At 65.0% G+C, this 24,270-nt stretch carries 33 protein-coding genes and 1 pseudogene; 31 read left to right on the top strand and 3 right to left on the bottom strand.

Annotation, left to right across the window (positions count from 1 at the left end):
* Window positions 1-119: 119 nt before the first annotated feature.
* The 3 genes from ACYQ4T_RS12155 to ACYQ4T_RS12145 form a co-directional block, all read right to left on the bottom strand.
* Window positions 120-1,553 carry a C69 family dipeptidase gene (locus tag ACYQ4T_RS12155; RefSeq protein WP_459854243.1) on the bottom strand — a complete coding sequence of 478 codons (1,434 nt, stop codon included), beginning with the start codon at window positions 1,551-1,553 and terminating at the stop codon, window positions 120-122.
* A 75-nt stretch (window positions 1,554-1,628) separates the two neighbouring features.
* Window positions 1,629-3,347 (bottom strand): SUMF1/EgtB/PvdO family nonheme iron enzyme, encoded by a 1,719-nt coding sequence (locus ACYQ4T_RS12150; protein ID WP_459854241.1) that lies wholly within the window; start codon window positions 3,345-3,347, stop codon window positions 1,629-1,631.
* 37 nt (window positions 3,348-3,384) lie between these two features.
* Window positions 3,385-5,115 carry an SUMF1/EgtB/PvdO family nonheme iron enzyme gene (locus ACYQ4T_RS12145; RefSeq protein ID WP_459854238.1) on the bottom strand — a complete coding sequence of 577 codons (1,731 nt, stop codon included), beginning with the start codon at window positions 5,113-5,115 and terminating at the stop codon, window positions 3,385-3,387.
* A gap of 494 nt (window positions 5,116-5,609) precedes the next feature.
* Here ACYQ4T_RS12145 and rpsL point away from each other — a divergent pair, with 494 nt between their 5' ends.
* The 31 genes and pseudogenes from rpsL (at window position 5,610) to rplQ (ending at window position 24,180) form a co-directional block, all read left to right on the top strand.
* The gene (gene rpsL, locus ACYQ4T_RS12140; RefSeq protein ID WP_395021916.1) at window positions 5,610-5,981 is read left to right on the top strand and encodes a 30S ribosomal protein S12; all 372 of its coding nucleotides are present in this window, start codon (window positions 5,610-5,612) and stop codon (window positions 5,979-5,981) included.
* Window positions 5,982-5,993: 12 nt separating this feature from the next.
* Entirely contained in the window at window positions 5,994-6,464 is a 471-nt protein-coding gene (rpsG, locus tag ACYQ4T_RS12135; protein WP_459854234.1) for a 30S ribosomal protein S7, read from the top strand.
* Window positions 6,465-6,487: 23 nt separating this feature from the next.
* Window positions 6,488-8,563 carry an elongation factor G gene (gene fusA, locus ACYQ4T_RS12130; protein WP_459854231.1) on the top strand — a complete coding sequence of 692 codons (2,076 nt, stop codon included), beginning with the start codon at window positions 6,488-6,490 and terminating at the stop codon, window positions 8,561-8,563.
* Window positions 8,564-8,587: 24 nt separating this feature from the next.
* Window positions 8,588-9,778 carry an elongation factor Tu gene (gene tuf, locus ACYQ4T_RS12125; RefSeq protein WP_459854229.1) on the top strand — a complete coding sequence of 397 codons (1,191 nt, stop codon included), beginning with the start codon at window positions 8,588-8,590 and terminating at the stop codon, window positions 9,776-9,778.
* 13 nt (window positions 9,779-9,791) lie between these two features.
* Window positions 9,792-10,106 (top strand): 30S ribosomal protein S10, encoded by a 315-nt coding sequence (rpsJ, locus tag ACYQ4T_RS12120; protein ID WP_379953391.1) that lies wholly within the window; start codon window positions 9,792-9,794, stop codon window positions 10,104-10,106.
* A gap of 7 nt (window positions 10,107-10,113) precedes the next feature.
* Window positions 10,114-10,806 carry a 50S ribosomal protein L3 gene (gene rplC / locus ACYQ4T_RS12115; protein WP_459854226.1) on the top strand — a complete coding sequence of 231 codons (693 nt, stop codon included), beginning with the start codon at window positions 10,114-10,116 and terminating at the stop codon, window positions 10,804-10,806.
* A gap of 12 nt (window positions 10,807-10,818) precedes the next feature.
* Window positions 10,819-11,451, top strand: coding sequence for a 50S ribosomal protein L4 (rplD, locus tag ACYQ4T_RS12110; protein WP_459854223.1), 633 nt, complete (start codon window positions 10,819-10,821; stop codon window positions 11,449-11,451).
* Window positions 11,448-11,780 carry a 50S ribosomal protein L23 gene (locus tag ACYQ4T_RS12105; RefSeq protein WP_459854221.1) on the top strand — a complete coding sequence of 111 codons (333 nt, stop codon included), beginning with the start codon at window positions 11,448-11,450 and terminating at the stop codon, window positions 11,778-11,780. The genes rplD and ACYQ4T_RS12105 overlap by 4 nt, the downstream gene beginning before the upstream one ends.
* 4 nt (window positions 11,781-11,784) lie before the next feature.
* Window positions 11,785-12,615, top strand: a complete 831-nt coding sequence (gene rplB, locus ACYQ4T_RS12100; protein ID WP_395021905.1) for a 50S ribosomal protein L2 — start codon at window positions 11,785-11,787, stop codon at window positions 12,613-12,615.
* Between the two features lie 11 nt (window positions 12,616-12,626).
* On the top strand, window positions 12,627-12,917 hold the full coding sequence (gene rpsS / locus ACYQ4T_RS12095; RefSeq protein ID WP_459854218.1) for a 30S ribosomal protein S19: 291 nt from the start codon (window positions 12,627-12,629) through the stop codon (window positions 12,915-12,917).
* On the top strand, window positions 12,914-13,303 hold the full coding sequence (gene rplV / locus ACYQ4T_RS12090; RefSeq protein WP_395021902.1) for a 50S ribosomal protein L22: 390 nt from the start codon (window positions 12,914-12,916) through the stop codon (window positions 13,301-13,303). The genes rpsS and rplV overlap by 4 nt, the downstream gene beginning before the upstream one ends.
* Window positions 13,303-13,980 carry a 30S ribosomal protein S3 gene (rpsC, locus tag ACYQ4T_RS12085; RefSeq protein ID WP_459854215.1) on the top strand — a complete coding sequence of 226 codons (678 nt, stop codon included), beginning with the start codon at window positions 13,303-13,305 and terminating at the stop codon, window positions 13,978-13,980. The genes rplV and rpsC overlap by 1 nt, the downstream gene beginning before the upstream one ends.
* Window positions 13,981-13,995: 15 nt before the next feature.
* Window positions 13,996-14,412, top strand: coding sequence for a 50S ribosomal protein L16 (gene rplP / locus ACYQ4T_RS12080; protein WP_395021900.1), 417 nt, complete (start codon window positions 13,996-13,998; stop codon window positions 14,410-14,412).
* 11 nt (window positions 14,413-14,423) lie between these two features.
* Window positions 14,424-14,624 (top strand): 50S ribosomal protein L29, encoded by a 201-nt coding sequence (gene rpmC, locus ACYQ4T_RS12075; protein ID WP_395021899.1) that lies wholly within the window; start codon window positions 14,424-14,426, stop codon window positions 14,622-14,624.
* A gap of 25 nt (window positions 14,625-14,649) precedes the next feature.
* Window positions 14,650-14,931 carry a 30S ribosomal protein S17 gene (gene rpsQ / locus ACYQ4T_RS12070; protein ID WP_459854211.1) on the top strand — a complete coding sequence of 94 codons (282 nt, stop codon included), beginning with the start codon at window positions 14,650-14,652 and terminating at the stop codon, window positions 14,929-14,931.
* A gap of 12 nt (window positions 14,932-14,943) precedes the next feature.
* Window positions 14,944-15,312 (top strand): 50S ribosomal protein L14, encoded by a 369-nt coding sequence (gene rplN, locus ACYQ4T_RS12065; RefSeq protein ID WP_028096610.1) that lies wholly within the window; start codon window positions 14,944-14,946, stop codon window positions 15,310-15,312.
* A gap of 20 nt (window positions 15,313-15,332) precedes the next feature.
* Window positions 15,333-15,650 (top strand): 50S ribosomal protein L24, encoded by a 318-nt coding sequence (gene rplX, locus ACYQ4T_RS12060; RefSeq protein ID WP_395021896.1) that lies wholly within the window; start codon window positions 15,333-15,335, stop codon window positions 15,648-15,650.
* Between the two features lie 11 nt (window positions 15,651-15,661).
* Window positions 15,662-16,204, top strand: coding sequence for a 50S ribosomal protein L5 (rplE, locus tag ACYQ4T_RS12055; protein ID WP_395021895.1), 543 nt, complete (start codon window positions 15,662-15,664; stop codon window positions 16,202-16,204).
* A 22-nt stretch (window positions 16,205-16,226) separates the two neighbouring features.
* Complete coding sequence (gene rpsN / locus ACYQ4T_RS12050) at window positions 16,227-16,532, top strand: 30S ribosomal protein S14 (protein ID WP_395021893.1); 306 nt, start codon at window positions 16,227-16,229, stop codon at window positions 16,530-16,532.
* 17 nt (window positions 16,533-16,549) lie between these two features.
* Window positions 16,550-16,945, top strand: coding sequence for a 30S ribosomal protein S8 (rpsH, locus tag ACYQ4T_RS12045; RefSeq protein WP_459854206.1), 396 nt, complete (start codon window positions 16,550-16,552; stop codon window positions 16,943-16,945).
* A 12-nt stretch (window positions 16,946-16,957) separates the two neighbouring features.
* Window positions 16,958-17,494, top strand: a complete 537-nt coding sequence (gene rplF / locus ACYQ4T_RS12040; protein WP_459854203.1) for a 50S ribosomal protein L6 — start codon at window positions 16,958-16,960, stop codon at window positions 17,492-17,494.
* A 17-nt stretch (window positions 17,495-17,511) separates the two neighbouring features.
* Window positions 17,512-17,874: a 50S ribosomal protein L18 gene (gene rplR / locus ACYQ4T_RS12035; RefSeq protein WP_459854200.1), complete on the top strand. Its 363-nt coding sequence runs from the start codon at window positions 17,512-17,514 to the stop codon at window positions 17,872-17,874.
* Between the two features lie 15 nt (window positions 17,875-17,889).
* Entirely contained in the window at window positions 17,890-18,477 is a 588-nt protein-coding gene (rpsE, locus tag ACYQ4T_RS12030) for a 30S ribosomal protein S5 (RefSeq protein WP_459854197.1), read from the top strand.
* An 11-nt stretch (window positions 18,478-18,488) separates the two neighbouring features.
* A complete protein-coding gene (rpmD, locus tag ACYQ4T_RS12025; protein WP_459854195.1) occupies window positions 18,489-18,671 on the top strand; it encodes a 50S ribosomal protein L30 in 183 nt (60 codons plus the stop codon).
* Between the two features lie 41 nt (window positions 18,672-18,712).
* A pseudogene (gene rplO, locus ACYQ4T_RS12020) lies at window positions 18,713-19,189 on the top strand (50S ribosomal protein L15); the annotation flags it as partial.
* A gap of 263 nt (window positions 19,190-19,452) precedes the next feature.
* Complete coding sequence (secY, locus tag ACYQ4T_RS12015) at window positions 19,453-20,799, top strand: preprotein translocase subunit SecY (protein WP_459854192.1); 1,347 nt, start codon at window positions 19,453-19,455, stop codon at window positions 20,797-20,799.
* A gap of 17 nt (window positions 20,800-20,816) precedes the next feature.
* Window positions 20,817-21,473 (top strand): adenylate kinase, encoded by a 657-nt coding sequence (locus ACYQ4T_RS12010; RefSeq protein WP_459854189.1) that lies wholly within the window; start codon window positions 20,817-20,819, stop codon window positions 21,471-21,473.
* Between the two features lie 154 nt (window positions 21,474-21,627).
* A complete protein-coding gene (gene rpsM / locus ACYQ4T_RS12005) occupies window positions 21,628-22,005 on the top strand; it encodes a 30S ribosomal protein S13 (RefSeq protein ID WP_395021883.1) in 378 nt (125 codons plus the stop codon).
* A 51-nt stretch (window positions 22,006-22,056) separates the two neighbouring features.
* The gene (rpsK, locus tag ACYQ4T_RS12000) at window positions 22,057-22,470 is read left to right on the top strand and encodes a 30S ribosomal protein S11 (RefSeq protein ID WP_395021881.1); all 414 of its coding nucleotides are present in this window, start codon (window positions 22,057-22,059) and stop codon (window positions 22,468-22,470) included.
* Between the two features lie 136 nt (window positions 22,471-22,606).
* The gene (locus ACYQ4T_RS11995) at window positions 22,607-23,620 is read left to right on the top strand and encodes a DNA-directed RNA polymerase subunit alpha (protein WP_459854185.1); all 1,014 of its coding nucleotides are present in this window, start codon (window positions 22,607-22,609) and stop codon (window positions 23,618-23,620) included.
* Between the two features lie 134 nt (window positions 23,621-23,754).
* Window positions 23,755-24,180, top strand: coding sequence for a 50S ribosomal protein L17 (gene rplQ, locus ACYQ4T_RS11990; protein ID WP_459854183.1), 426 nt, complete (start codon window positions 23,755-23,757; stop codon window positions 24,178-24,180).
* Window positions 24,181-24,270 lie beyond the last annotated feature (90 nt).

Raw genomic sequence — 24,270 nt, 5'->3', positions numbered from 1 at the left:
AGAAATTCGCGCGGAGGCATCAACAAGCAAGTTTCGTCTCACGCCCGATCACGGTTCCCACGCAAAGGTGATCGGGGGCATGCGCAAATCTCAGCGGCGGCGCCGGACGCAAGGGTGAGTTACCAAATCTGCTCCGGCGCGAGCGGCTCGGCATCCGTGCGAATCCCGAACCGCGCGCGAGTCCGGGCTTCAATGCTCTCGGCCAAGGTTTCCGCCAGCGTCAGCGCATTCGAGAGCTCACTGCGCCCATAGTAGGTCAAATAGTCGCACGCCAGCTCCAATTCGCCGGCAGCGATCAAGGTTTCGGCCGTGCGCAGCACCGAGGGCTGCGCCGCGGCGAGCCGGCGTTCCACCGCGGTCCAGGTTTCCATCACTTCCGGCAGGAAGGTTTCCGGGTTCTGGAACACGAGGTAGAGCAGCCGCTTGAAGACCTGGGCGGCCGAGCGTGTCGACTCGATCCCCTGGGGAATTGCCGAGACTGAATCCGAATTGCCGTTGCGCGCATGGCGCAGATCCATGAAGCGTGAAGCCTCGCCCACGGTGAGATAGCGATGCTGTCGGTATTCCTCCGGCACATCCCGCATGCCCATGAAGACGGGCACGAAGGGCGCCGCCACGGCGCCGACCTGGGTATGCCAGAGATATCGCAAGGCGTCGTGGCGCGGGTGATGCAGCGGCACGACCTGGCCGTAGCCGGCGGTGTCGCCGGTCAGCTTCTCGGTGCGGACCGCCCACATGGCGTCGGCAAGGCCGATCTTTTCCGGCCGCGCGGCCCGCGCCCGCATCTCCGCCTCGATCCACTGCATGCCGGCCCAAGGACCCTTGCCGTCGCCGTAGACCTGGTTGAAGTCGAAGGGCGCGCCGTCGCGGTACCAGCCTTGCTTGCGGGCGAAGGCAACCAGGTGCGGCGCATAGAGGAAATCCGGATGGTCCGGCTGGTCGACCGGAATGACGCCGATGAAGCCGGGGCGCGAAGCGCGGATGCTGTCGGCGCCGAGGCGTTCCGCGGCCCAGAGCTTCTGCCCGCCGGAGCATTCGATCACCACCCAGGCTTCGTCGGGATCGGCGATCAGGTGGGAGTTGCCGCCGTAGTCCGAATAGCCGTGCTCCGCGATCATCGTGGCGATGAGCGCGACGCCCTCGCGCGCGCTGCGGGCGCGCTCCAGCACCAGCCGCGCGAGGTCGCTGTAGTTCGGCCCGGTCTGGGTCGGCGGCGTCATCCCGATGAGATCGGCGCGCGAGGTCGACCAGATGTCGCGCACCGCAACGCCGTGCTCATTGAGGCCGCCGTTGGTGAGCGGCGCCGGCACGCCCTTGTAGTAGGAGTAACTCACCCGAATATGGCGCGCGGTCTCGGCGACCTGGGGAATCTGCAGCAGCAAGCCGGGCAGGTCGGCGGCGGGCGTCACGCCAACGGTGATCATCTCGCCGCCGCCATGGCGCCGCCGGGGCTCGATCTCGAGCCAATGGCTGGAAGGCTCGTCGCCGTAGCCGGCGAGATAGGCGATCCCGTCCGCGGTCAGGTTCTTGCCGATATAGAGGCCGTAACTCATCTGCTGGGTCCCATCGCGCTTATGCTGATGCGTGAATAGCAGACGGCGCCGCGCGATGGAAAGCGGCGACGGGCCTCAGAAGTCGCGCGCCAGGCGGAAGCCGAGCGTGGCCTCTCGGCTGTTGGGACCGGCGCTGCTGCGCATGGCGAAGCGGCTTTGCCAGGCGTTGTTGAGGTAGCCGCTGCCGCGGATGCCGCGCTCGGTGCAGCCGTCTTCGATCCAGGCGCCGCCGTCGGTGGGTGCCCCGGCATAGCTCGGGTGATAGCAATCGGCGACCCATTCCCAGACATTGCCGATCATGCCTTTCAAGCCGAAGGCGTTCGCAGCGAGGGCATCGACCGGCGCGGTCTGCGCGAAGCCGTCGTCGCAGGGCAGCCCATCCTCGACGGTCGGATACTTCGTCTTGCCGCTGGCGTCGAAGACATTGGCGGCGCGGCAGCCGTTCTTGGCGAAAGGCTCCTCGCCCCAGGGCCAGCTGCCGTTGCGCCCCGCACGCGCGGCGTATTCGAACTCCTGCTCGCTCGGCAGGCGATAGCGCTGCCCGGTCTTTTGGCTGAGCCAGGCGGCGTAATCCTGCGCGTCGGTCCAGCTGACGCAGACCGCGGGATGCCGTCCGCCCTGCTCGAAGCCGGGCCGCATGAAATCGGCATTCGCATCGCTGACGCCTTCGCCGCCGTCGGCGATGAAGCAGCCCTTCCCGCCCTCGCGTTTGGTCTGCAGCACGAAGGCGGCATAGTCGTCGCGCGCGACTTCGGTCGTCATCAGCGCGAAGGGCAGCGGAATCGTGACCTCGGTCTGCGGTCCCTCGTTCTCGCGGTGGTTCCCGTCCGAGGCCGCAGAACCGAGCATGAAGCGGCCGGCCGGCACCACCATCATCTCCGGGCAATCGGCACAGTCGGTGAAGGGCTGGCCGGACGGAGCTGGCAGCGCCAGGGTCTGGCCGCGGGTGACCGGCTCTGGCATCGGCGCGGGTGCCGGTGGCACGGCTGCCGCTTGCGCGGGTGCGGGCGCCGCGACGACCGGTGCATCGCCCGGCGCCTTGAAGTAGAACTCGCCGGTGAGCGACGAGGAGTCCCAAGGCACCTGCTTGTTGCCCGTCTGGCTCATCACCTCGACCCGGACCTGGCGGAACAGCAGCTCCAGCGGCAGCTGCTGGCTCTCGATCGCGGCGGCGAGCGCCTGCGAATAGGGGCTGTTGCTGCCGGCGCCGTCGAGCGCCACGGCGCCCGGCGCGGTCGAATAGGCGATGAAGCTGCCGGTCGGCGCGTCCATGCGGGCGAGCCCGTTCTCCAGCGAGCGGGTGCCCGGCGGCAGCGGATTGTTGCGGCAGGCGTCGAGGATGATGATGTTCATCCGGTTGCCGGCGAATTCCATCTGCTTAAGCACCCAGTTGGCATCGACCGCTTCCATCTCGACATCGGCCTGGTTCTGGATTGCAGCGCCCGACGGGACCAGGAAGTTCTTGCCGTCCACCTGCACCCCGTGGCCGGCGTAGTAGAAGAGACCGACGGTATCGGCGCCGGCAGCAGCCAGCGATTGCCCGAAATCGGCGAAGGCGCGCTTCATCGCCTTCTGATCGGCATCGATCACGGTGGTGACGGCGAAGCCGGCCGACTGCAGCGCCTTGGTTATGAGGGTGGCGTCGTTCGGCGCATTGGCGAGCGGGCCGATTCCGCCGCCATAGCTGCCGTTGCCGATGACGAGCGCCAGGCGCGTCTCGGCTGCGGCCGGAAGCGCGGCCGCGATCAACAACAACCAGATGATGGAGAAGATCCGAAACGGATGCTTCGCCATGGACCCCAGCGCTCCTACCCGAAGGTGAAGGTCGATCCTAGTCGAGATCCCGCGCCAGGCGGAAGCCGATGGATGTCTCCCGTCCGTTGGATGTCGCGGCCCAACGCGCGCTCAGCCGCGAATCCCAGGGATTCTCCAGCCAGGCGCCGCCGCGCATGGGCTGGAACGGACCATCCTCCGCCTTGCCTTCGATCGGCGTCTCGCAGCCTTCCACCCAGGCGGAGCCGTCGGTCGGCGCGCCCTGGTAGGTATTGTGGTAGCAGTCGCCGACCAGCTCCCAGACATTCCCGAGCATGTCATAGATGCCGAAGGCATTGGCCGGGAACGATCCGACCGGGGCGGTGGTGGTGAACTTGTCGTCGCACCCCAGGGCTTCGTTGATCGGGTATTTCTTATGCCCACTGGCATCCATCGCGTTGATGAACCGGCAGCCGTTCGCGCTGATATCGTTGCCCCAGGGATAAGACGTCTTCTTGCCGGCGCGCGCGGCGTATTCCCATTCGGCTTCGCTCGGCAGGCGGTACTGCTTGCCGGTCTTTTCGCTCAGCCAGGCCGCGTAGTCGGCGGCGTCGTAGCCATTGACGCAGACGACGGGGTGGTTGCCCTGCTGGTCGATGCCCGGATGCAGGTAGTCGCCCTTTTCGTCCCACTTGCCGTTCCCGCCATCCGATTGCTGGCAGCCGCCGCTGGTGTCGCGCGCGGTGGCCAGGACGAAGGCGTCGAATTGATCGCGGGTGACTTCCTTGGTCATGATCGCGAAGGATTTGACGTCGACCTTGTGGGCGGGCTTCTCCTCCGGACGATTGGCCTGGTCGCCCGTGCTGACGCCCATGCTGAAGCTGCCCGCCGGGACCGCGACCAGTTCGGGGCAGTCGGGGCAGTCGCGGAACACCTTGCCGGGCGCCACTGCCGGTTCCGGCGTGCGGCTGGTGCCGACGGCATCGCCGGTGCTGGGCGCCGGCGCCGGGGCAGGGGCCAGCACCGCGGTCTGCTGCGCGGGCGCGGATCCGTCCGGTTTCTTGAAGTAGAACTCGCCGGTTAGGGATGACGCATCCCAGGGGACCTGCTCCTCGCCGGTCGCGTTCATCACGTTGACCCGGACATTGCGGAACAGCTGCTCCAGCGGCACGGCGTCGCTCTCGATCGCCTTGGCCAGGGCGGCGGAATAGGGGCTGTTCGAACCCTTGCCGTCGACCGCGGTGGCACCGGGAGCGGTCGAATAGGCGAGGAAGCTGCCCTTCGGCGCGTCCATGCGGGCCAACCCCTTGTCGGCCGAACGCTTGTCACTCGGGAGCGGGTTGTTGCGGCAGGCGTCGAGGATGATGATGTTCATGCGGTTGCCGGCGAACTCCATCTGCTGGAGCACCCAGTCGGCATCGACCGCTTCCATGTCGACGTCCTTGGCGTTCCTGATCTCGGCCTTGGTCGGGATGAGGAAGTTCTTGCCGTCCACCTGGACGCCGTGGCCGGCGTAGTAGAAGAGGCCGACGGCATCCTTGCCCTTGCTGGCGAGTTTCTCCCCGAAATCGGCAAAGGCCCGTTTCATCTGCTTCTGGTCGGCGTCGAGCACCGTCGTGACCTCGAAGCCGGCGCCCTTCAGTGCCTTCTCGATCAGCTTGGCGTCGTTCTTCGGATTGGGCAGGCTGCTGAAGGTGGAGCCGTAATCGCTGTTGCCGATGACCAGGGCGACCCGGGCCTCGGCCGCTGCCGGACCGGCCCAGGTCAGCAGGCCCGCCAGCAATAAGGAGAGAACGCCCCAAAGTCGCACTGTCGACCTCGTCCACCCATGACCACGACTAAACGAGGCTATGACTGGCGTCCTTCCGGGACAAGTTTAACTATATTTGGAAGCTCACATTGGGGTAGAGGTCGCGCGGGTTCTGCGGGTCCGGAGGGCGGGATCGGGGCGTGGAATGGGTGCATGCACAGATTCGCAAGACTCGCACTAACCCGCTGGTTTTCCTTGCGAATCGGCCTCTCCGCTTTTCCTTGACGCCCCATGCCCGAATCAATATATTCCGCGCGCCTTTGACGGGGCAGGTGGTGGTTCCAGCCGTCCTCCGGGATGCAACGAACCAGACGCTGCCCCCCTACAAAGCATTGAAATTACATAGCTCTCTCAGTTTGAGGGCAGGCGTACAAAGAGACCGCATCGAGGTATAGCCCGAGAGGGCAGGCCTGGATGTCGGTCGTTTCGCGTATCGCTGTTTGGAAAAGCGCCCGATGGACACGGTCCGGACGCGCACGAGGTGAGGACTAAGAATGCCGACGATCAACCAATTGATCCGTAAGCCGCGCTCGCCACTGGTTGGGCGAAACAAAGTGCCGGCTCTCCAGGCGAACCCGCAGAAGCGTGGCGTTTGCACCCGCGTTTACACGACGACCCCGAAGAAGCCGAACTCGGCGCTCCGTAAGGTCGCCCGCGTCCGCCTCACCAACGGTTTCGAAGTCACCTCCTACATCCCCGGCGAAGGCCACAACCTTCAGGAACACTCGGTCGTCATGATCCGCGGCGGCCGCGTGAAGGATTTGCCGGGCGTTCGCTATCACATCATCCGCGGCACGCTCGACACCCAGGGCGTCAAGGACCGCAAGCAGCGCCGTTCGAAGTACGGCGCCAAGCGGCCGAAGTAAGGAGAACGCGCAATGTCCCGTCGTCACGCTGCCGAGAAGCGCGAAGTCCTGCCGGACGCCAAGTATGGCGATATCGTGCTCACCAAGTTCATGAACTGCCTCATGTACCAGGGCAAGAAGTCGGCTGCCGAGACCATCGTCTACGGCGCCATGGCCCAGGTCGAGAAGAAGTCCAAGGGCGATCCGGTGAAGGCCTTCCACGAGGCGCTCACCAACGTGAAGCCGCATCTCGAAGTCCGCTCCCGCCGCGTCGGCGGTGCGACTTACCAGGTGCCGGTCGAAGTCCGTCCCGATCGCGCCCAGGCGCTGGCGATCCGCTGGATCATCGCCACCGCGCGCGGCCGTTCCGAGCAGACCATGACCGACCGCCTCGCCGCCGAGCTGCTGGATGCCGCCAACAACCGCGGCGCCTCGGTGAAGAAGCGCGAAGACACCCATCGCATGGCGGAGGCCAACAAGGCCTTCTCCCATTACCGCTGGTAATAACGGCGGCTTAGGAACGCATCATGGCGCGCACCACTCCACTCGATCGCTACCGCAACATCGGCATCATGGCTCACATCGATGCCGGCAAGACCACGACCACGGAGCGAATCCTCTACTACACCGGCAAGTCCTATAAGATCGGTGAAGTCCATGAGGGCACTGCCACCATGGATTGGATGGAGCAGGAGCAGGAGCGCGGCATCACCATCACTTCGGCCGCGACGACCTGTTTCTGGCGCGACCACCGCATCAACATCATCGACACCCCGGGCCACGTCGACTTCACCATCGAGGTCGAGCGCTCGCTGCGCGTCCTCGACGGCGCCGTCACCGTGTTCGACTCGGTTGCCGGCGTCGAGCCGCAGTCCGAGACCGTGTGGCGCCAGGCCGACAAGTACGGCGTGCCGCGCATCTGCTTCGTCAACAAGATGGACCGCATCGGCGCCAACTTCGACCGTTGCGTCGACATGATCGTCGATCGCCTCGGCGCGAAGCCGATGGTGATCCATCTGCCGATCGGCGTCGAAAGCGATTTCGCCGGCCTGGTCGACCTGGTGCAGATGAAGGGCATCGTCTGGAAGGATGAGAGCCTGGGCGCGGAATTCGTGGTCGGCGACATTCCCGAGGATATGAAGGCCCGGGCCGAGGAATATCACCACCGCCTGGTCGAGATGGCCGTCGAGCTCGACGACAAGGCGATGGAAGCCTATCTCGAGGGCAAGCAGCCCGATATCGACACCCTGAAGAAGCTGATCCGCAAGGGCACCATCGCCGGGACCTTCGTGCCGGTGCTGTGCGGCTCCGCCTTCAAGAACAAGGGCGTGCAGCCGATGCTGGACGCCGTCATCGACTACCTGCCGTCGCCGCTGGACGTGCCCGATGTGAAGGGCGTGGAAGTGGACGGCGACAAGGAAATGACCCGCAAGAGCTCGGACGACGAGCCGTTCGCGGGCCTCGCCTTCAAGATCATGACCGATCCGTTCGTCGGCTCGCTGACCTTCGTGCGCGTCTATTCCGGCGTGCTGAATGCGGCGACCCAGGTCATGAACACGGTGAAGGGCGACAAGGAGCGGGTCGGCCGCATGCTCGCCATGCACGCCAACTCCCGCGAAGACATCAAGGAAGCCCGCGCCGGCGACATCGTGGCGCTCGCGGGCCTGAAGGCGACCACCACCGGCGACACGCTCTGCGATCCCGCGCACCCGATCGTGCTCGAGCGCATGGAATTCCCGGACCCGGTCATCGAGGTCGCGGTCGAGCCGAAGTCGAAGTCTGACCAGGAGAAGATGGGCGTCGCCCTGCATCGCCTGGCGCAGGAAGACCCGTCGTTCCGCGTGTCGGTGGATCACGAGAGCGGCCAGACCATCATCAAGGGCATGGGCGAGCTTCATCTCGAGATCATCGTCGATCGCATGAAGCGCGAGTTCAAGGTCGAGGCCAACGTCGGCGCGCCGCAGGTGGCGTACCGCGAGACCATCACCAAGACCGTCGAGCACGACTACACCCACAAGAAGCAGACCGGCGGCTCCGGCCAGTTCGCGAAGGTGAAGATCCGCTTCGAGCCGCTGGCTCCGGGCAGCGGCTTCGTGTTCGAGAACGACGTGGTCGGCGGCACGGTGCCCAAGGAATACGTCCCGGGCGTCGAGAAGGGCCTGAAGCTCGCCAAGGAATCCGGTGTGATCGCCGGCTTCCCGATGATCGACTTCAAGGCGACCCTGATCGACGGCCAGTACCACGACGTTGACTCGAACGTCATGACCTTCGACATCGCCGCGCGCGCTTGCTATCGCGAAGGCATTCCGAAGGCCGGTCCGAAGTTGCTCGAGCCGATGATGAAGGTCGAGGTCGTGACCCCGGAAGAGTATCTCGGCGACGTGATCGGCGATCTGAACAGCCGGCGCGGCCAGGTGCAGGGCATGGACAGCCGCGGCAACGCGCAGGTGGTCAGCGCCATGGTGCCGCTCGCCAACATGTTCGGCTACGTGAACAACCTGCGGTCCATGAGCCAGGGCCGCGCGCAGTACACGATGCACTTCGATCATTATGAGCAAGTGCCGCAGGCGGTTGCGGACGAAGTCCGCGCCAAGATGGCGTAACGCGGCTAGGAACGGAGCAGTCCAATGGCGAAAGCTAAGTTTGAGCGGAACAAGCCGCATTGCAATGTTGGCACGATCGGTCACGTTGACCACGGCAAGACGTCGCTGACGGCGGCGATCACGAAGGTGCTGGCGGAGACCGGCGGTGCGACGTTCACCGCGTACGACCAGATCGACAAGGCGCCGGAAGAGCGCGCCCGCGGCATCACGATCTCGACCGCGCATGTTGAATACGAGACCAAGAACCGGCACTACGCGCACGTGGATTGCCCGGGTCACGCCGACTACGTGAAGAACATGATCACGGGTGCGGCGCAGATGGACGGGGCGATCCTGGTGGTGAGCGCTGCCGACGGCCCGATGCCGCAGACCCGCGAGCACATCCTGCTGGCGCGCCAGGTCGGCGTTCCGGCGCTGGTGGTGTTCATGAACAAGGTCGACATGGTGGACGACCCGGAGCTGCTCGACCTGGTCGAGCTGGAAGTGCGCGAGCTGCTGACCTCCTACCAGTTCCCGGGCGACAAGATCCCGGTGATCCGTGGCTCGGCGCTCTGCGCGCTGGAAGACAAGCAGCCGGAGATCGGCCATGACGCGATCCTGAAGCTGATGCAGGCGGTGGACGAGTACATCCCGCAGCCGGAGCGTCCGAAGGATCGTCCGTTCCTGATGCCGATCGAAGACGTGTTCTCGATCTCGGGCCGCGGCACCGTGGTGACCGGCCGTGTCGAGCGCGGCATCGTGAAGGTGGGCGAGGAAGTCGAGATCATCGGCCTGCGCCCGACCGTGAAGACGACGGTGACCGGCGTCGAGATGTTCCGCAAGCTCTTGGACAGCGGCGAGGCGGGCGACAACATCGGCGCTCTCCTTCGTGGCACCAAGCGCGAGGAAGTCGAGCGCGGCCAGGTCCTGGCCAAGCCGGGTTCGATCACCCCGCACACCAAGTTCAAGGCCGAGGCCTACATCCTGACCAAGGAAGAGGGCGGCCGCCACACGCCGTTCTTCACCAACTACCGCCCGCAGTTCTACTTCCGCACGACCGACGTCACCGGCACCGTGCAGCTGCCGGCGGGCACCGAGATGGTGATGCCGGGCGACAACATCTCGATGGAGGTGCATCTGATTGCGCCGATCGCGATGGACGAAGGCCTCCGCTTCGCGATCCGCGAAGGCGGCCGCACCGTCGGCGCCGGCGTCGTTGCCAGCATCATCGAGTAAAGGCACCTAGACGATGGACAGCCAGAATATCCGCATCCGCCTCAAGGCGTTCGACCATCGCGTTCTCGATCAGTCGACGAACGAGATCGTGATCACGGCGAAGCGCACCGGCGCCCAGGTCCGCGGCCCGATCCCGCTGCCGACCCGCATCGAGCGTTTCACGGTGAACCGTTCGCCGCACGTGGACAAGAAGAGCCGCGAGCAGTTCGAGATCCGGACGCACAAGCGCTTGCTGGACATCGTCGATCCGACCCCGCAGACCGTGGACGCGCTGATGAAGCTCGACCTCGCCGCGGGCGTCGATGTCGAAATCAAGTTGAAGAACTGAGGCAGCCATGCGTACCGGTCTCCTCGCCCAGAAGCTGGGCATGACCCGCATCTTCGCCGCTGACGGCAACCATGTGCCCGTTACCGTGCTGAAGGTCGACCATTGTCAGGTCGTCGCGGTCCGCACCGACGAGACGAACGGCTACAATGCCGTGCAGCTCGGCGTCGGCAAGGCGAAGGTCAAGAACGTCTCCAAGGCCCAGCGCGGCCACTTTGCGAAAGCCAAGGTGGAGCCGAAGCAGAAGCTCGCGGAATTCCGGGTCTCCAAGGAGAATCTCCTGGAAGTCGGCGCCGAGCTCTCCGCCGCGCATTTCGTCACCGGGCAGTTCGTCGATGTCGTGGGCACCACGATCGGCAAGGGCTTCGCCGGCTCGATGAAGCGCTGGAACTTTGGCGGCCTGCGCGCCACCCACGGCGTCTCGGTCTCGCACCGCTCGCACGGTTCGACCGGCAACCGCCAGGATCCGGGTCGTACCTTCCCGGGCAAGAAGATGGCCGGCCACCTCGGCGTCGAGCGCGTCACGCAGCAGAACCTGAAGATCGTCGAGACCGACGTCGAGCAGGGCCTGATCTACGTGCACGGCGCGGTCCCCGGCCATGAAGGCTCCTACGTCCTGGTGAAGGACGCCGTGAAGCGCGCTCTGCCGAAGGAGGCGCCGAAGCCGGCCGCCCTCAAGGGCAAAGCCGAAGCGGCCGCCTAAGGAATCGCGATCATGAAACTCAAGATCACCGACATCGACAGCAAGGCCCATGGCGAGCTCGACCTCGCCGACGAGGTCTTCAAGGACATCTTCGGCCGTCCGGTCCGCCGCGACATCCTGGCCCGTTGTGTGAACTGGCAGCTGGCCAAGCGCCGCTCCGGCAATCACAAGACCAAGGAGATCGGCGATATCTCCGGCACGACCAAGAAGCCCTATTCGCAGAAGGGCACCGGCCGCGCCCGCCAGGGTTCGCTGCGCTCGCCGCAGTTCCGCGGCGGCGCGACCATCTTCGGCCCGGTCGTGCGCAGCCATGCCCACGACCTGACCAAGAAGGTCCGCAAGCTGGCGCTGAAGACCGCGCTGTCGTCCAAGGTGAAGGACGGCAAGCTGATCATCTGGAACGGCACCACGGGTGCCACCGGCAAGACCAAGGACCTGACGGCGAAGCTGAAGACCCTCGGCCTGAAGTCGGTGCTGGTGATCGACGGTCCGGCGGTCGATGAGAAGTTCGCGCTGGCTGCGCGCAACATCCCGAACGTGGATGTGCTGCCGCAGCAGGGCGCCAATGTGTACGACATCCTGCGCCGCGACACCCTGGTCCTGACCAAGGCTGCCGTGGAGCACCTGGTGGAGCGTTTGAAATGAGCCGCGCGCGCAAGATCGAAAAGCCGGTCGTGAAGCTCGACGAAGCCCAGATGCTGACGATCATCCGTCGCCCGGTGGTGACGGAGAAGTCGACGCAGGGCTCCGAGCACAACCAGGTGACCTTCCGCGTTCCGCTGGAAGCGACCAAGCCGGAGATCAAGGCGGCGGTCGAGACTGTCTTCAAGGTGAAGGTGAAGGCGGTCAACACGCTGCGGGTCCAGGGCAAGACCAAGCTGTGGCGCGGTCGCCCCGGCAAGCGCAACGATTTCAAGAAAGCCGTGGTGACCCTGGTCGAGGGCAACACCATCGACGTGACGACGGGAATCTGACGCCATGGCATTGAAGACTTTCAAGCCGACTTCCGCTGGCCGCCGCCAGCTGGTCATCGTCGATCGGTCCGAGCTCCACAAGGGCGGACCGGTCAAGGCGCTGACCGAGGGCAAGAAGCGCAAGGGCGGCCGCAACAATTACGGCCGCATCGTGAACTTCCGCCAGGGCGGGGGTCACAAGCAGCGCTATCGCATCGTCGATTTCAAGCGCCGCAAGTTCGACGTGACCGCGACGGTGGAGCATCTCGAGTACGATCCTAACCGCACCGCGTTCATCGCGCTGATCAAGTATTCGGACGGCGAGCAGGCCTACATCCTGGCCCCGCAGCGCCTCAAGGCCGGCGACCAGGTCGTCTCCGGCGAGCGCGTGGACGTGAAGCCGGGCAATGCGATGCCGCTCCGGAACATCCCGGTCGGCACCATCGTGCACAACGTCGAGCTGAAGCAGGGCCGCGGCGGCCAGATGGCCCGCTCCGCCGGCACCTACCTGCAGCTGGTCGGCCGCGACCAGGGCAACGCGCTGCTGAAGATGCCCTCGGGCGAAGTCCGCATGGTCAAGGCCGAGTGCATGGCCACGATCGGCGCGGTCTCGAACCCGGACCAGCAGAACGTCTCGATCGGCAAGGCCGGTCGCGCGCGCTGGCTCGGCAAGCGCCCGACCGTCCGCGGCATCACCATGAACCCGGTCGATCACCCGCACGGTGGTCGTACCAACGGCGGTCGTGCCTGGGTCACCCCGTGGGGTAAGCCGACCAAGGGCAAGAAGACCCGTCACAACAAGAAGACCGACGGTCTCATTCTCCGCCGCCGTCAGGCCGCGAAGAAGAAGCAGTAAGGAAAGCGAAGATGGCGCGCTCCGTATGGAAAGGTCCGTTTATCGACGGCTATCTGCTGAAGAAGGCAGAGGCGAGCCGTGGCAGCGGACGCAACGAAGTGATCAAGACGTGGTCGCGTCGTTCGACCATCCTGCCGCAGTTCGTCGGCCTGACCTTCGGTGTCTATAACGGTCACAAGTTCCTGCCCGTTCTGGTCACCGAGAACATGATCGGCCACAAGTTTGGTGAATTCTCGCCGACCCGGACCTTCACCGGTCACACCGCGGTCGACAAGAAGGTGAAGAAGGCGCCGTCGGCATGAGCAAGCAAAAGACCGAGCGCAAGCTGAAGGACAACGAGGCGCAGGCTGTCGCCTCGGTGGTCCAGACCACGCCGCGCAAGTTGAACCTGGTGGCGGGGATGATCCGCGGCATGGGCGCCCAGCCGGCGCTGGCTGCGCTCACCTTCTCGAAGAAGCGCGCCGCCGGCGACGTGAAGAAGGTGCTGCAGGCCGCGATTGCCAACGCCGAGAACAACCACCAGCTCGACGTCGATCGCCTGTTCGTCGCGGAAGCCTATGTGGGCGGCAGCTTCAAGCTGAAGCGCTTCGCCGCCCGCGCCAAGGGCCGCGGCGTCCGCGTCGAGAAGAAGTGGAGCAATCTGACGGTCGTCGTGCGCGAGCGCGCCGAAGCCGAGGAGACGAAGTAATGGGTCAGAAGGTCAATCCGATCGGCCTGCGGGTCGGTATCAACCGGACCTGGGACAGCCGCTGGTTCGCTGGCCGGGATTACGCGCAGCTCCTCCATGAGGATCTGAAGCTGAAGGAATACCTGCGCGACCGTCTGGCCCAGGCCGGCATCTCGAAGATCATCATCGAGCGCCCGGCGAAGAAGGCCCGCGTCACCATCCACTCGGCGCGCCCGGGCGTGGTGATCGGCAAGAAGGGCGCCGACATCGAGAAGCTGCGTTCCGATCTCGCCAAGATGACCGGCTCGGAAGTGAGCCTGAACATCGTCGAGATCCGCAAGCCCGAGATCGACGCCAAGCTGATTGCCGAGAACATCGCGCAGCAGCTCGAGCGCCGCGTCGCCTTCCGCCGCACCATGAAGCGCGCGGTGCAGTCGGCGATGCGCCTGGGTGCCCTCGGCATCCGCATCAACTGCAGCGGCCGTCTGGGCGGCGCCGAGATCGCCCGCATGGAGTGGTACCGCGAGGGCCGCGTTCCGCTGCACACGCTCCGCGCCGAGATCGATTTCGGCGAGGGTACGGCGAAGACGACCTACGGCACCTGCGGCGTCAAAGTCTGGGTGTTCAAGGGCGAGATCATGGCGCATGACCCGTTGGCGACCGATAAGCGCGCCAGCGAAGCTCAGCCCGCGCGCTAACGAGGAATTGGGACCATGCTTTCTCCGAAGCGAACCAAGTTCAGAAAGGCCCACAAGGGCCGGATCCACGGCAAGGCGAAGGGCGGCTTCGAGCTGAACTTCGGCGCCTACGGCCTGAAGGCCGTCGAGCCGGGCCGTATCACCGCGCGCCAGATCGAGGCGGCCCGCCGCGCGATCACGCGCCACATGAAGCGCGTCGGCAAGGTCTGGATCCGCGTCTTCCCGGACGTGCCGGTCAGCCGCAAGCCCGCCGAAGTCCGCATGGGCTCGGGCAAGGGCTCGCCGGAATACTGGGTGGCGCGTATCCACCCGGGCCGGATCATGTTCGAGATCGACGGCGTGCAGAAGAACCTCGCCGTGGAGGCCTTCGCGCTCGCATCCGCCAAGCTGCCGATCAAGGCGCGCATGGTCACCCGCCTGGGTGACGAGTAGGAGATCGGATCATGAAGGCAGAAGATCTGCGCATTAAGAGCGAAGACCAACTGAAGGCCGACCTGGTGTCGCTGCAGAAGGAGGCGTTCAACCTGCGCTTCCAGCGCGCCTCGGGTCAGCTGGAGAACACCGCCCGCGTGCGCGCCGTCCGGCGTGACATCGCACGGGTCGAGACCTTCCTGCGCCAGAAGGCGCAGGCCAAGGCCTCCTGAGCGGCGCGGGTAGAGGAGAAGAGAGATGCCAAGGCGAGTCCTGCAAGGCACCGTGGTGAGCGACAAGAACGCGAAGACCGTGATCGTCTCGGTCGAGCGTCGCGTCATGCACCCGGTCTACAAGAAGTTCATTCGTCGCTCGAAGCGCTTCCAGGCGCATGACGAGGCGAACGCGTGCAAGGTCGGCGACGTGGTCTACATCCGCGAGTGCCGCCCGATTTCGAAGAACAAGCGCTGGGAAGTGGTGTCGGCGGCCGAGGCTTCGGTCGTTGCGAACGCCGCCAATTCCTCCGCGTCCGCGCAGTAAGAGGACCCAACCATGATCCAGATGCAGACGAACCTGGACGTTGCCGACAATTCCGGCGCGCGCCGCGTGCAGTGCATCAAGGTGCTGGGCGGTTCCAAGCGCCGCACCGCCAGCGTGGGCGACGTGATCGTCGTCTCCATCAAGGAGGCGATCCCGCGCGGCAAGGTGAAGAAGGGCGACGTGCACCAGGCGGTGATCGTCCGGACCGCGAAGGAAATCCGCCGGACCGACGGCAGCTCGATCCGCTTCGACCGCAACGCGGCGGTGCTGATCAACAAGCAGGGCGAGCCGATCGGCACCCGCATCTTCGGCCCGGTGACCCGCGAGCTCCGCGCGAAGAAGTTCATGAAGATCATCTCGCTGGCACCTGAAGTGCTGTGAGCGGGAAGGACCGGTAGAAAATGGCGACGAAGCTGAAGATCAAGAAGGGCGACAAGGTGGTTGTGATCACCGGTCGCGACAAGGGCAAGACCGGCGAGGTCATGAAGGTGCTCCGCGAGGAGAACCGGCTGATCGTGCAGGGCGTCCACATGGTGAAGCGCCACCAGCGCCAGACCATGCAGGCGCAGGGCGGGATCATCGAGAAGGAAGCCTCGATCCACGTCTCCAACGTCGCCCATATCGACCCGAAGACCCAGAAGCCGACCCGCGTCGGCTACCGGATGGACGGCGAGCGGAAGATCCGCGTCGCCCGTCGTTCCGGCGAAGCGATTGATTGAGGAGGCCTGATATGGCTGCCCGTCTGCAAGACCACTACAAGAAGGTCGTCCGCGAGGCCCTGACCAAGGAGTTCGGCTACACGAACCCGATGCAGGTGCCGAAGCTGGACAAGATCGTGATCAATATGGGTGTCGGCGAAGCGACCGCCGATTCCAAGAAGATCAACCTCGCGGTTGCCGAGCTGACCGCGATCGCCGGCCAGAAGCCGGTGATCACCAAGGCGCGGAAGTCGATCGCGACTTTCAAGCTGCGCGAAGGCATGGCGATCGGCTGCAAGGTCACCCTGCGCAAGCAGCATATGTATGAGTTCCTTGATCGCTTGGTGAACATCGCTTTGCCGCGGGTCCGCGATTTCCGCGGCATCTCCGGCAAGAGCTTCGACGGCCGCGGCAACTACACGCTGGGCCTGAAGGAGCAGCTGGTGTTCCCCGAGATCGACTACGACAAGGTGGATAAGGTTCGCGGCATGGACATCGTGATCTGCACGACCGCGAAAACCGACGCTGAGGCCAAGGCTTTGCTGAAGGGCTTCGACATGCCCTTCAACAACTGAGCCGGCCCGTTAGGAGCAAGAGATGGCTAAGAAGAGCTCGATCGAGAAAAACAAGAAGCGGGAGCGGATGGCGAAGCAGTACGCCGCCAAGCGCAACCGGCTGAAGGCGATCGCCGACAACGAGGACCTGCCGATGGAAGAGCGGTTCGCCGCCCGCCTGAAGCTGGCCGAGCTGCCGCGCAACTCGTCGAAGGTGCGGATCCGCAATCGCTGCGAGCTGACCGGCCGTCCGCGCGCCACCTATCGCAAGTTCAAGCTTTCGCGCATTGCGTTGCGCGACCTCGCTTCCACCGGGCAGATCCCCGGCATGGTCAAGTCGAGCTGGTAATCGGGAGACGATGAAGCATGGCAATCAATGATCCATTGGGCGACCTGCTGACCCGGATCCGCAACGGTCAGAAGGCGGGCATGCAGAAGGTTGCAAGCCCCGCGTCCAAGCTGCGCGCGAACGTTCTCGAAGTGCTGAAGCGCGAGGGTTACATCCGCGATTTCTCCGTGGATGCCTCGAAGCCCGGCGGCGAGCTGACGATCGAGCTGAAGTATCACGAGGGCACGCCGGTCATTAAGGAGATCAATCGCGTCTCCAAGCCTGGCCGTCGGGTCTATTCGAAGATCGCCGACCTGCCGCGCTACTACAACGGTCTCGGGATCTCGATCCTGTCGACCCCGCGCGGCGTCATGTCGGACGGCGAGGCACGCACCGCCAATGTCGGCGGTGAAGTGCTCTGCCGGGTGTTCTAAGGAGCGTATGCAATGTCCCGCGTCGGTAAGAATCCAGTCGAGGTTCCGCAGGGCGTCACCGTTGACGTCGCCGGCGGCGCCGCGACCGTGAAGGGCAAGCTCGGAACCTTGAAGCTTCCGATCTCGACCGCCGAGGTCGAGGTCACCGTGAAGGACGGCAAGGTCTGGGTGAAGCCGATCAACGAGTCGAAGCAGGCCCGCATGAGCTGGGGCGCGACCCGCGCCAATCTGCGCAACATGGTCGAGGGTGTCTCCAAGGGCTACACCAAGAACCTGGAGATCACCGGCACCGGCTATCGTGCGGCGGTGCAGGGCAAGAACCTGCAGCTGCAGATGGGCTACAGCCACGATGTGACCTTCCCGATCCCGGAAGGGATCGCGATCAAATGCGAGAAGCCGACCGCGATCTCGATCACCGGCTTCGACAAGCAGAAGGTCGGTCAGATCGCTGCGGAAATCCGCGCCGTTCGCCCGCCCGAGCCCTACAAGGGCAAGGGTATCAAGTACGAGGGCGAGCACATCCTCCGCAAGGAAGGCAAGAAGAAGTAAGGTAAGGGCCAAGCGCCATGTCGAACGTCAGCAAGCTTTTCGCCCGCCGCCAGCAGCGGGTTCGGACCGGGCTCCGGAAGAATTCCGGCGGCCGTCCGCGCCTGTCGGTCTTCCGTTCGGGCCTGCACATCTACGTCCAGATCATCGACGATGCCGCCGGCACCACGCTGGCCTCGGCCTCGACCATCGAGAAGGACGTGAAGGGCGGCCTGAAGACCACCGCCAACATCGAGGCGGCGAAGAAGGTCGGCAAGCTGATCGCCGAGCGCGCGGTTGCCAAGGGCATCAAGGAAGTCGCCTTCGATCGCGGCGGCTACAAGTATCATGGCCGGGTCAAGGCCCTGGCCGACGCCGCCCGCGAGGGCGGACTCTCCTTCTAAGGACAGGAAACGAATATGGCACGTCAGGCGAAATCCGAAGGTGGTCGTCGCGACCGCGATCGCGAGCGGGGCGGAAACCGTTCTGAGGAAGTCGAGCTGATCGAGAAGCTCGTCGGCATCAACCGCGTCGCCAAGGTGGTGAAGGGCGGCAAGCGCTTCGGCTTCGCCGCGATCGTCGTCGTCGGCGACGGCAAGGGCCGCGTCGGCCACGGCTCGGGCAAGGCCCGCGAAGTGCCGGAAGCGATCCGCAAGGCGACCGAGCATGCCAAGAAGACGATGATCCGCGTTCCGCTGCGCGAGGGCCGGACCCTGCATCATGACGCCGACGGGCACTTCGGCGCCGGTCGCGTGGTGATCCGTGCGGCGGAAGCCGGCACCGGCATCATCGCCGGCGGCCCGGTTCGTGCGATCTTCGAAGCGCTCGGCGTCCATGACGTCGTGGCGAAGTCGGTCGGCACCTCGAACCCGCACAACATGATCAAGGCGGCGTTCGATGCGCTTCAGCATTGCAACTCGCCGCGTTCGGTTGCCGCCCGCCGTTCCAAGAAGGTGAGCGACATCCTCGGCAAGCGCGGCGATGCGGCCGCCGAAGCCCGCGAGTAAGGACTGGTACAATGGCCAAGCTCAAGATCACCCAGACCGGCAGCCCGATCGGCCGCAAGCCCGGCCAGAAGGCCACGCTGCGGGCCCTCGGTCTCGACAAGATGAACCGCTCGAACGTGGTCGAGGACACGCCCTCGATCCGCGGCATGGTCGACAAGGTCGCCCATATGCTGAAAGTCGAGCCGGCGAACTGAACAACCTGGCGCATTGACGCGCCTGCTGAAGGTTTATGACGATGAAACTGGACCAACTCCGAGACAATCCGGGCGCCCGCAAGTCCCGCATCCGCGTCGGTCGCGGCATCGGCTCCGGCAAGGGCAAGACCGGCGGCCGCGGCGGCAAGGGCCAGACCGCGCGCACCGGCGTCGCCATCAATGGCTTCGAGGGCGGCCAGATGCCGCTCTACCGCCGCCTGCCGAAGCGCGGCTTCAACAACATCTTCGCTCTTGAGTTCGTCGAGGTGAACACCGGCCGCCTGCAGCAGGCGATCGATGCCGGCCGTCTCGATGCGGCGAAGCCGGTCAATGCCGAGACCCTCCGCGCTGCCGGCCTGATCGGCCGCCCGCGCGACGGCGTCCGGTTGCTGGGCAAGGGGGACCTCAAGGCCAAGCTCGCAATCGAAGTCGCCGGCGCCTCCAAGTCCGCGATCGCCCTGGTCGAGAAGGCCGGCGGTTCGGTGAAGGTGACCCTTCCGGTGAAGGAAGAGGCCCCGAAGGGCCCGACCAAGGCCGAGCTCTTCGCCAAGGCGCAGGCCGAGAAGGCCGCCAAGGGCGAGGACAAGCCGAAGGCCGAAGCCAAGGCGGCGAAGCCGGCGAAAGCCGAGGCTGCTGCCGAGCCGAAAGCCGCGAAGAAGCCCAAGGCCGAGAAGCCGGCCAAGGAATAACCTGGCTAAACAGCGCTGGGGCTTGAACATTCCGCGGGAATTGCGATCTCTGATGGGCAATTCCCGCGTTTAGCCGCGAAGGCAAGAGGACCATGGCTTCAGCCGCCGAACAGTTAGCCTCCAGTATCAATCTCGGCGCCTTCGCCAAGGCCGAAGAGCTCAAGAAGCGGATCTGGTTCACCCTGGGCGCGCTGATCGTGGCCCGGATCGGCGCCTATATTCCGCTGCCCGGCATCGACGCCGCGGCCTTCGCGCAGATCTTCAGTCAGCATTCGGGCGGCGTCCTCGGCATGGTGGACATGTTCGCCGGCGGCGCCATCAGCCGGATGACCGTGTTCGCGCTGGGCATCATGCCCTACATCTCCGCCTCCATCATCATGCAGCTCATGACCTCGGTCGTCCCGACCCTGGAAGCGCTGAAGAAGGAAGGCGAGAGCGGCCGCAAGAAGATCAACCAATACACCCGCTATGCGACGGTCGGCCTGGCGCTGGTTCAGTCCTTCGGCATGGCCAACGGCCTGATCCGCATGGCCGGGCCGAGCGGCTCCGCGGTCATCGATCCCGGCATGACCTTCATCATCACCGCGGTCGTCTCGCTGACCGCCGGCACCGTGTTCCTGATGTGGATCGGCGAGCAGATCACCGCCCGCGGCATCGGCAACGGCATCTCGCTCATCATCTTCGCCGGCATCGTCGCCCGCCTGCCGACCGCGGTCGAGCAGATGCTGACCCAGCTCTGGACCGGCTCGATCAGCGGCATCTTCGTGCTGGTGGTCGCGGTCATGGTGGTGGTGGTGATCGCCGGCATCGTGTTCTTCGAGCGCGCCCAGCGCCGGCTGATCGTGCAGTATCCCAAGCGCCAGATGGGCAACAAGATGATGGGCGGCGAGTCCTCGCATCTGCCGCTGAAACTCAACAGCTCGGGCGTCATCCCGCCGATCTTCGCCTCGTCGCTGCTGCTGCTGCCGCTGACCGTCGCCGGCTTCTACGGCTCCAGCGCCGGCGCGCCGGGCTGGTTGCAGGACGTGATGGCCTACCTGGGCCACGGCAAGCCGCTCTACATCGTGCTCTATTGCGCGATGATCGTGTTCTTCGCCTTCTTCTACACCGCGATCGTCTTCAACCCGGACGACACCGCGGAGAACCTGAAGAAGTACAACGGCTTCATCCCGGGCATCCGTCCGGGCAAGAACACCGCGGAATATCTCGACTACGTGCTGACCCGCCTGACCGTGGTCGGTGCCGCCTACCTTTGCGTCGTCTGCGCGCTGCCGGAAGTGCTGATCGCCAACTACGCGATCCCGTTCTACTTCGGCGGCACCAGCCTGCTGATCGTGGTCTCGGTCACCATGGACACGGTGGCGCAGATCCATTCGCATCTGCTGGCGCACCAGTATGAAGGGCTCATCAAGAAGGCCAAGCTGAGGGGCCGCCGCTAACTCGGGGGAGAGACGGTTTGAATCTGATTCTGCTGGGACCCCCCGGGGCAGGGAAGGGGACCCAGGCCAAGAAACTGACCGACGAGCGCGGGCTCGTGCAGCTTTCGACCGGCGACATGCTGCGGGCGGAAGTGGCGTCCGGTTCGGCGCTGGGTCAGGAGGCCAAGAAGATCATGGACGCCGGCCAGCTGGTCTCGGACGCGATCGTGATCGGGATGATCGACGGCCGGACCGACAAGCCGGATACGGCCAAGGGTGTCATCTTCGACGGCTTTCCGCGGACCGTGGCGCAGGCCGAGGCGCTGGACGCGATGCTGGCGAAGAAGGGCAAGAAGATCGACGCCGTGGTCGAGCTCAAGGTCGATGACGCGGCGCTGATCGAGCGGATTTCCGGGCGGTTCACCTGTGCCAAATGCGGCACCGGCTACCACGACAAGTTCGCCCGGCCGAAGAAGGACGGCATCTGCGACAAGTGCGGCAGCACCGAGTTCACCCGGCGCGCCGACGACAACGCCGAGACCGTGAAGGCCCGCCTGGTTGCCTACCGGCAGCAGACGGCGCCGATCCTGCCGTATTATCAGGCCAAGGGCCTACTGCATTCGGTGGACGGCATGGCTGCCATGTCGGAAGTAGCCGGGCAGATCGACCGGGCGCTGGACGGAGTTAAGGCCTAAGCATTTGATCTGATAGAGTAAATTTGCGCTAGCATGGATCTTGCGCAGTGGTTGACGGGCAGGCGAATCTTCATATAATGCGCGCCTCTCGACCACCCAGGTGACCGAGTTGTTTCGTGTTGCCGTGATCCGGGAATATTGAGGAGTTACTGCAGTGGCGCGTATTGCCGGCGTCAACATCCCGACGCAAAAGCGGGTGATCATCGGCCTGACCTACATCACCGGCATCGGTCCGGCGAAGGCCAAGGAAATCGTCGAGAAGGTGGGCATTCCGGCCGACCGGCGCGTCAGTCAGCTGACCGACGCCGAGGTCGTGAAGATCCGCGAAGTGATCGACCAGGGCTACACCGTGGAAGGCGATCTGCGTCGCCAGACCGCGATGAACATCAAGCGTCTGATGGATCTCGGCTGCTACCGCGGCCTCCGTCACCGCAAGGGCCTGCCGGTCCGCGGCCAGCGTACGCATACCAATGCGCGCACCCGCAAGGGCAAGGCGGTCGCGATCGCCGGCAAGAAGCAGGCGACGAAGTAATTTTTGGAACGAGCGGCGCATCGAGCGCTGCATAAGGAACGGACAGAAGACATGGCTAAACCAGTGGCGGCAGGCGGAGCACCGGGCGGCGGACGCGTCAAGCGGCGCGAGCGCAAGAACATCACCTCCGGCGTCGCGCATGTGAACGCCAGCTTCAACAACACCATGATCACCATCACCGACGACCAGGGCAACGCGGTGGCCTGGGCCTCGTCGGGCAGCAATGGCTTCAAGGGTTCGCGCAAGTCCACGCCGTATGCGGCGCAGGTTGCCGCCGATGCCGCCGCCAAGAAGGCGATGGAGCATGGCGTGAAGACCCTGGAAGTCCAGGTGCGCGGCCCCGGTTCCGGCCGCGAGAGCGCGCTCCGCGCTTTGCAGGCGGCGGGCTTCACGATCACCTCGATCCGTGACGTGACCCCGATCCCGCACAACGGCTGCCGGCCGCCGAAGCGCCGCCGCGTCTGATCTGAGTTTCGGCCGCCCACTCATTGGGCCGGCCAGTCTGCTTCGAATGCGGGCCCACATGCTGGGTCCGCTTTTCGAATTTAGAGCGCCCGAGCGATTGGATGGCTGCGGGGCTCGATGCGAAAGGACGAATAACGTGATTCAGAAGAACTGGACCGAGCTGATCAAGCCGAACAAGAAGGTCGATTCCGCCGGCGACGCCAAGCGCCACGGCACGATCGTCGCCGAGCCGCTGGAGCGGGGCTTCGGCCTCACCCTCGGCAACGCGCTGCGCCGCGTGCTGCTGTCCTCGCTGCAGGGCGCCGCGGTGACCGCGGTGCATATCGAGGGCGTGCTGCACGAATTCTCCTCGATCCCGGGTGTCCGCGAGGACGTGACCGACATCGTCCTCAACATCAAGCAGATCGCGCTGCGGATGTCCGGCGACGGCCCGAAGCGCATGCGCCTGAAGGCCCAGGGTCCGGGCGAAGTGAAGGCCGGCCAGATCGAAGCGGGTCACGACATCGAGATTTTGAACCCGGATCTCGTGCTCTGTACCCTCGACCAGGGTGCCAATCTCGCGATCGAGTTCACGGTCAACACCGGCAAGGGCTACATCGCCGCCTCGCAGAACCGTCCGGAAGACGCGCCGATCGGCCTCATCCCGGTCGATGCGATCTTCTCGCCGGTCCGCAAGGTCTCCTACAAGGTCGAGAACAGCCGCGTCGGCCAGGTCACCGACTATGACCGCCTGTCGCTGCAGATCGAGACCAACGGTGCGATGACTCCGGAGGATTCGGTGGCGATCGCCGCGCGCATCCTGCAGGACCAGCTCCAGCTCTTCATCAACTTCGAAGAGCCGACCACGGTCATGGCGGAGGAGCGCACCTCCGAGCCGCCGTTCAACCGCAACCTGCTCAGGAAGGTGGACGAGCTCGAGCTGTCGGTCCGTTCGGCCAACTGCCTGAAGAACGACAACATCGTCTACATCGGCGATCTGGTGCAGAAGACCGAGGCGGAAATGCTCCGCACCCCGAACTTCGGCCGAAAGTCGCTGAACGAGATCAAGGAAGTGCTGGCGCAGATGGGTCTCCATCTCGGTATGGAAATCCCGAACTGGCCGCCCGAGAACATCGAGGAACTGGCCAAGCGGCTCGACGAGCCGTACTGAGCCTGAGTTTTCCGAACAGGGCCATCCGGCCCGAACCCGGTGTACAGGACATCACGTTTGTCCCGGCCCTCGGGTCCCGCAATCGGCCTTGCCGTCAGCAGACGACGGAAGGCCAGTGAGAGAGGAGAGGAACCATGCGTCACGGAATGTCCGGGCGTAAGCTCAATCGGACCAAGAGCCATCGCAAGGCGCTGTTCATGAACCTGGCCCAGGCCCTGGTGAAGCATGAGCAGATCAAGACCACCCTGCCGAAGGCGAAGGACCTGCGTCCGATCGTCGAGAAGCTGGTCACCCTCGGCAAGCGCGGCGGCCTCCATGCCCGCCGCCAGCTGATCTCTCACCTCCAGAACGAAGCGCTGGCCACCAAGCTGCTGACCGTGCTGGCCGACCGCTACAAGGGTCGTCCGGGCGGCTACACCCGGGTGCTGAAGGCCGGGTTCCGCTATGGCGACGCGGCGCCGATGGCGATCATCGAGTTCGTGGACCGCGATCCCGCCGCCAAGGGCCAGGATTCCGGCCCGACCGCGGAGAAGAAGGGCGAGGAAGCCGAAGCCGCGTAAGGCGAAGCTTCCGGAACCGAAGTCGTGAAGGGGCGGCGCCGATGGTGCCGCCCTTTTGCTTTTTGGCGGCGCGTATCCACTTGATAAGAT

The organism is Dongia sp. agr-C8 (assembly GCF_054658695.1).
This window is presented reverse-complemented; position numbering and strand designations above follow the sequence as displayed.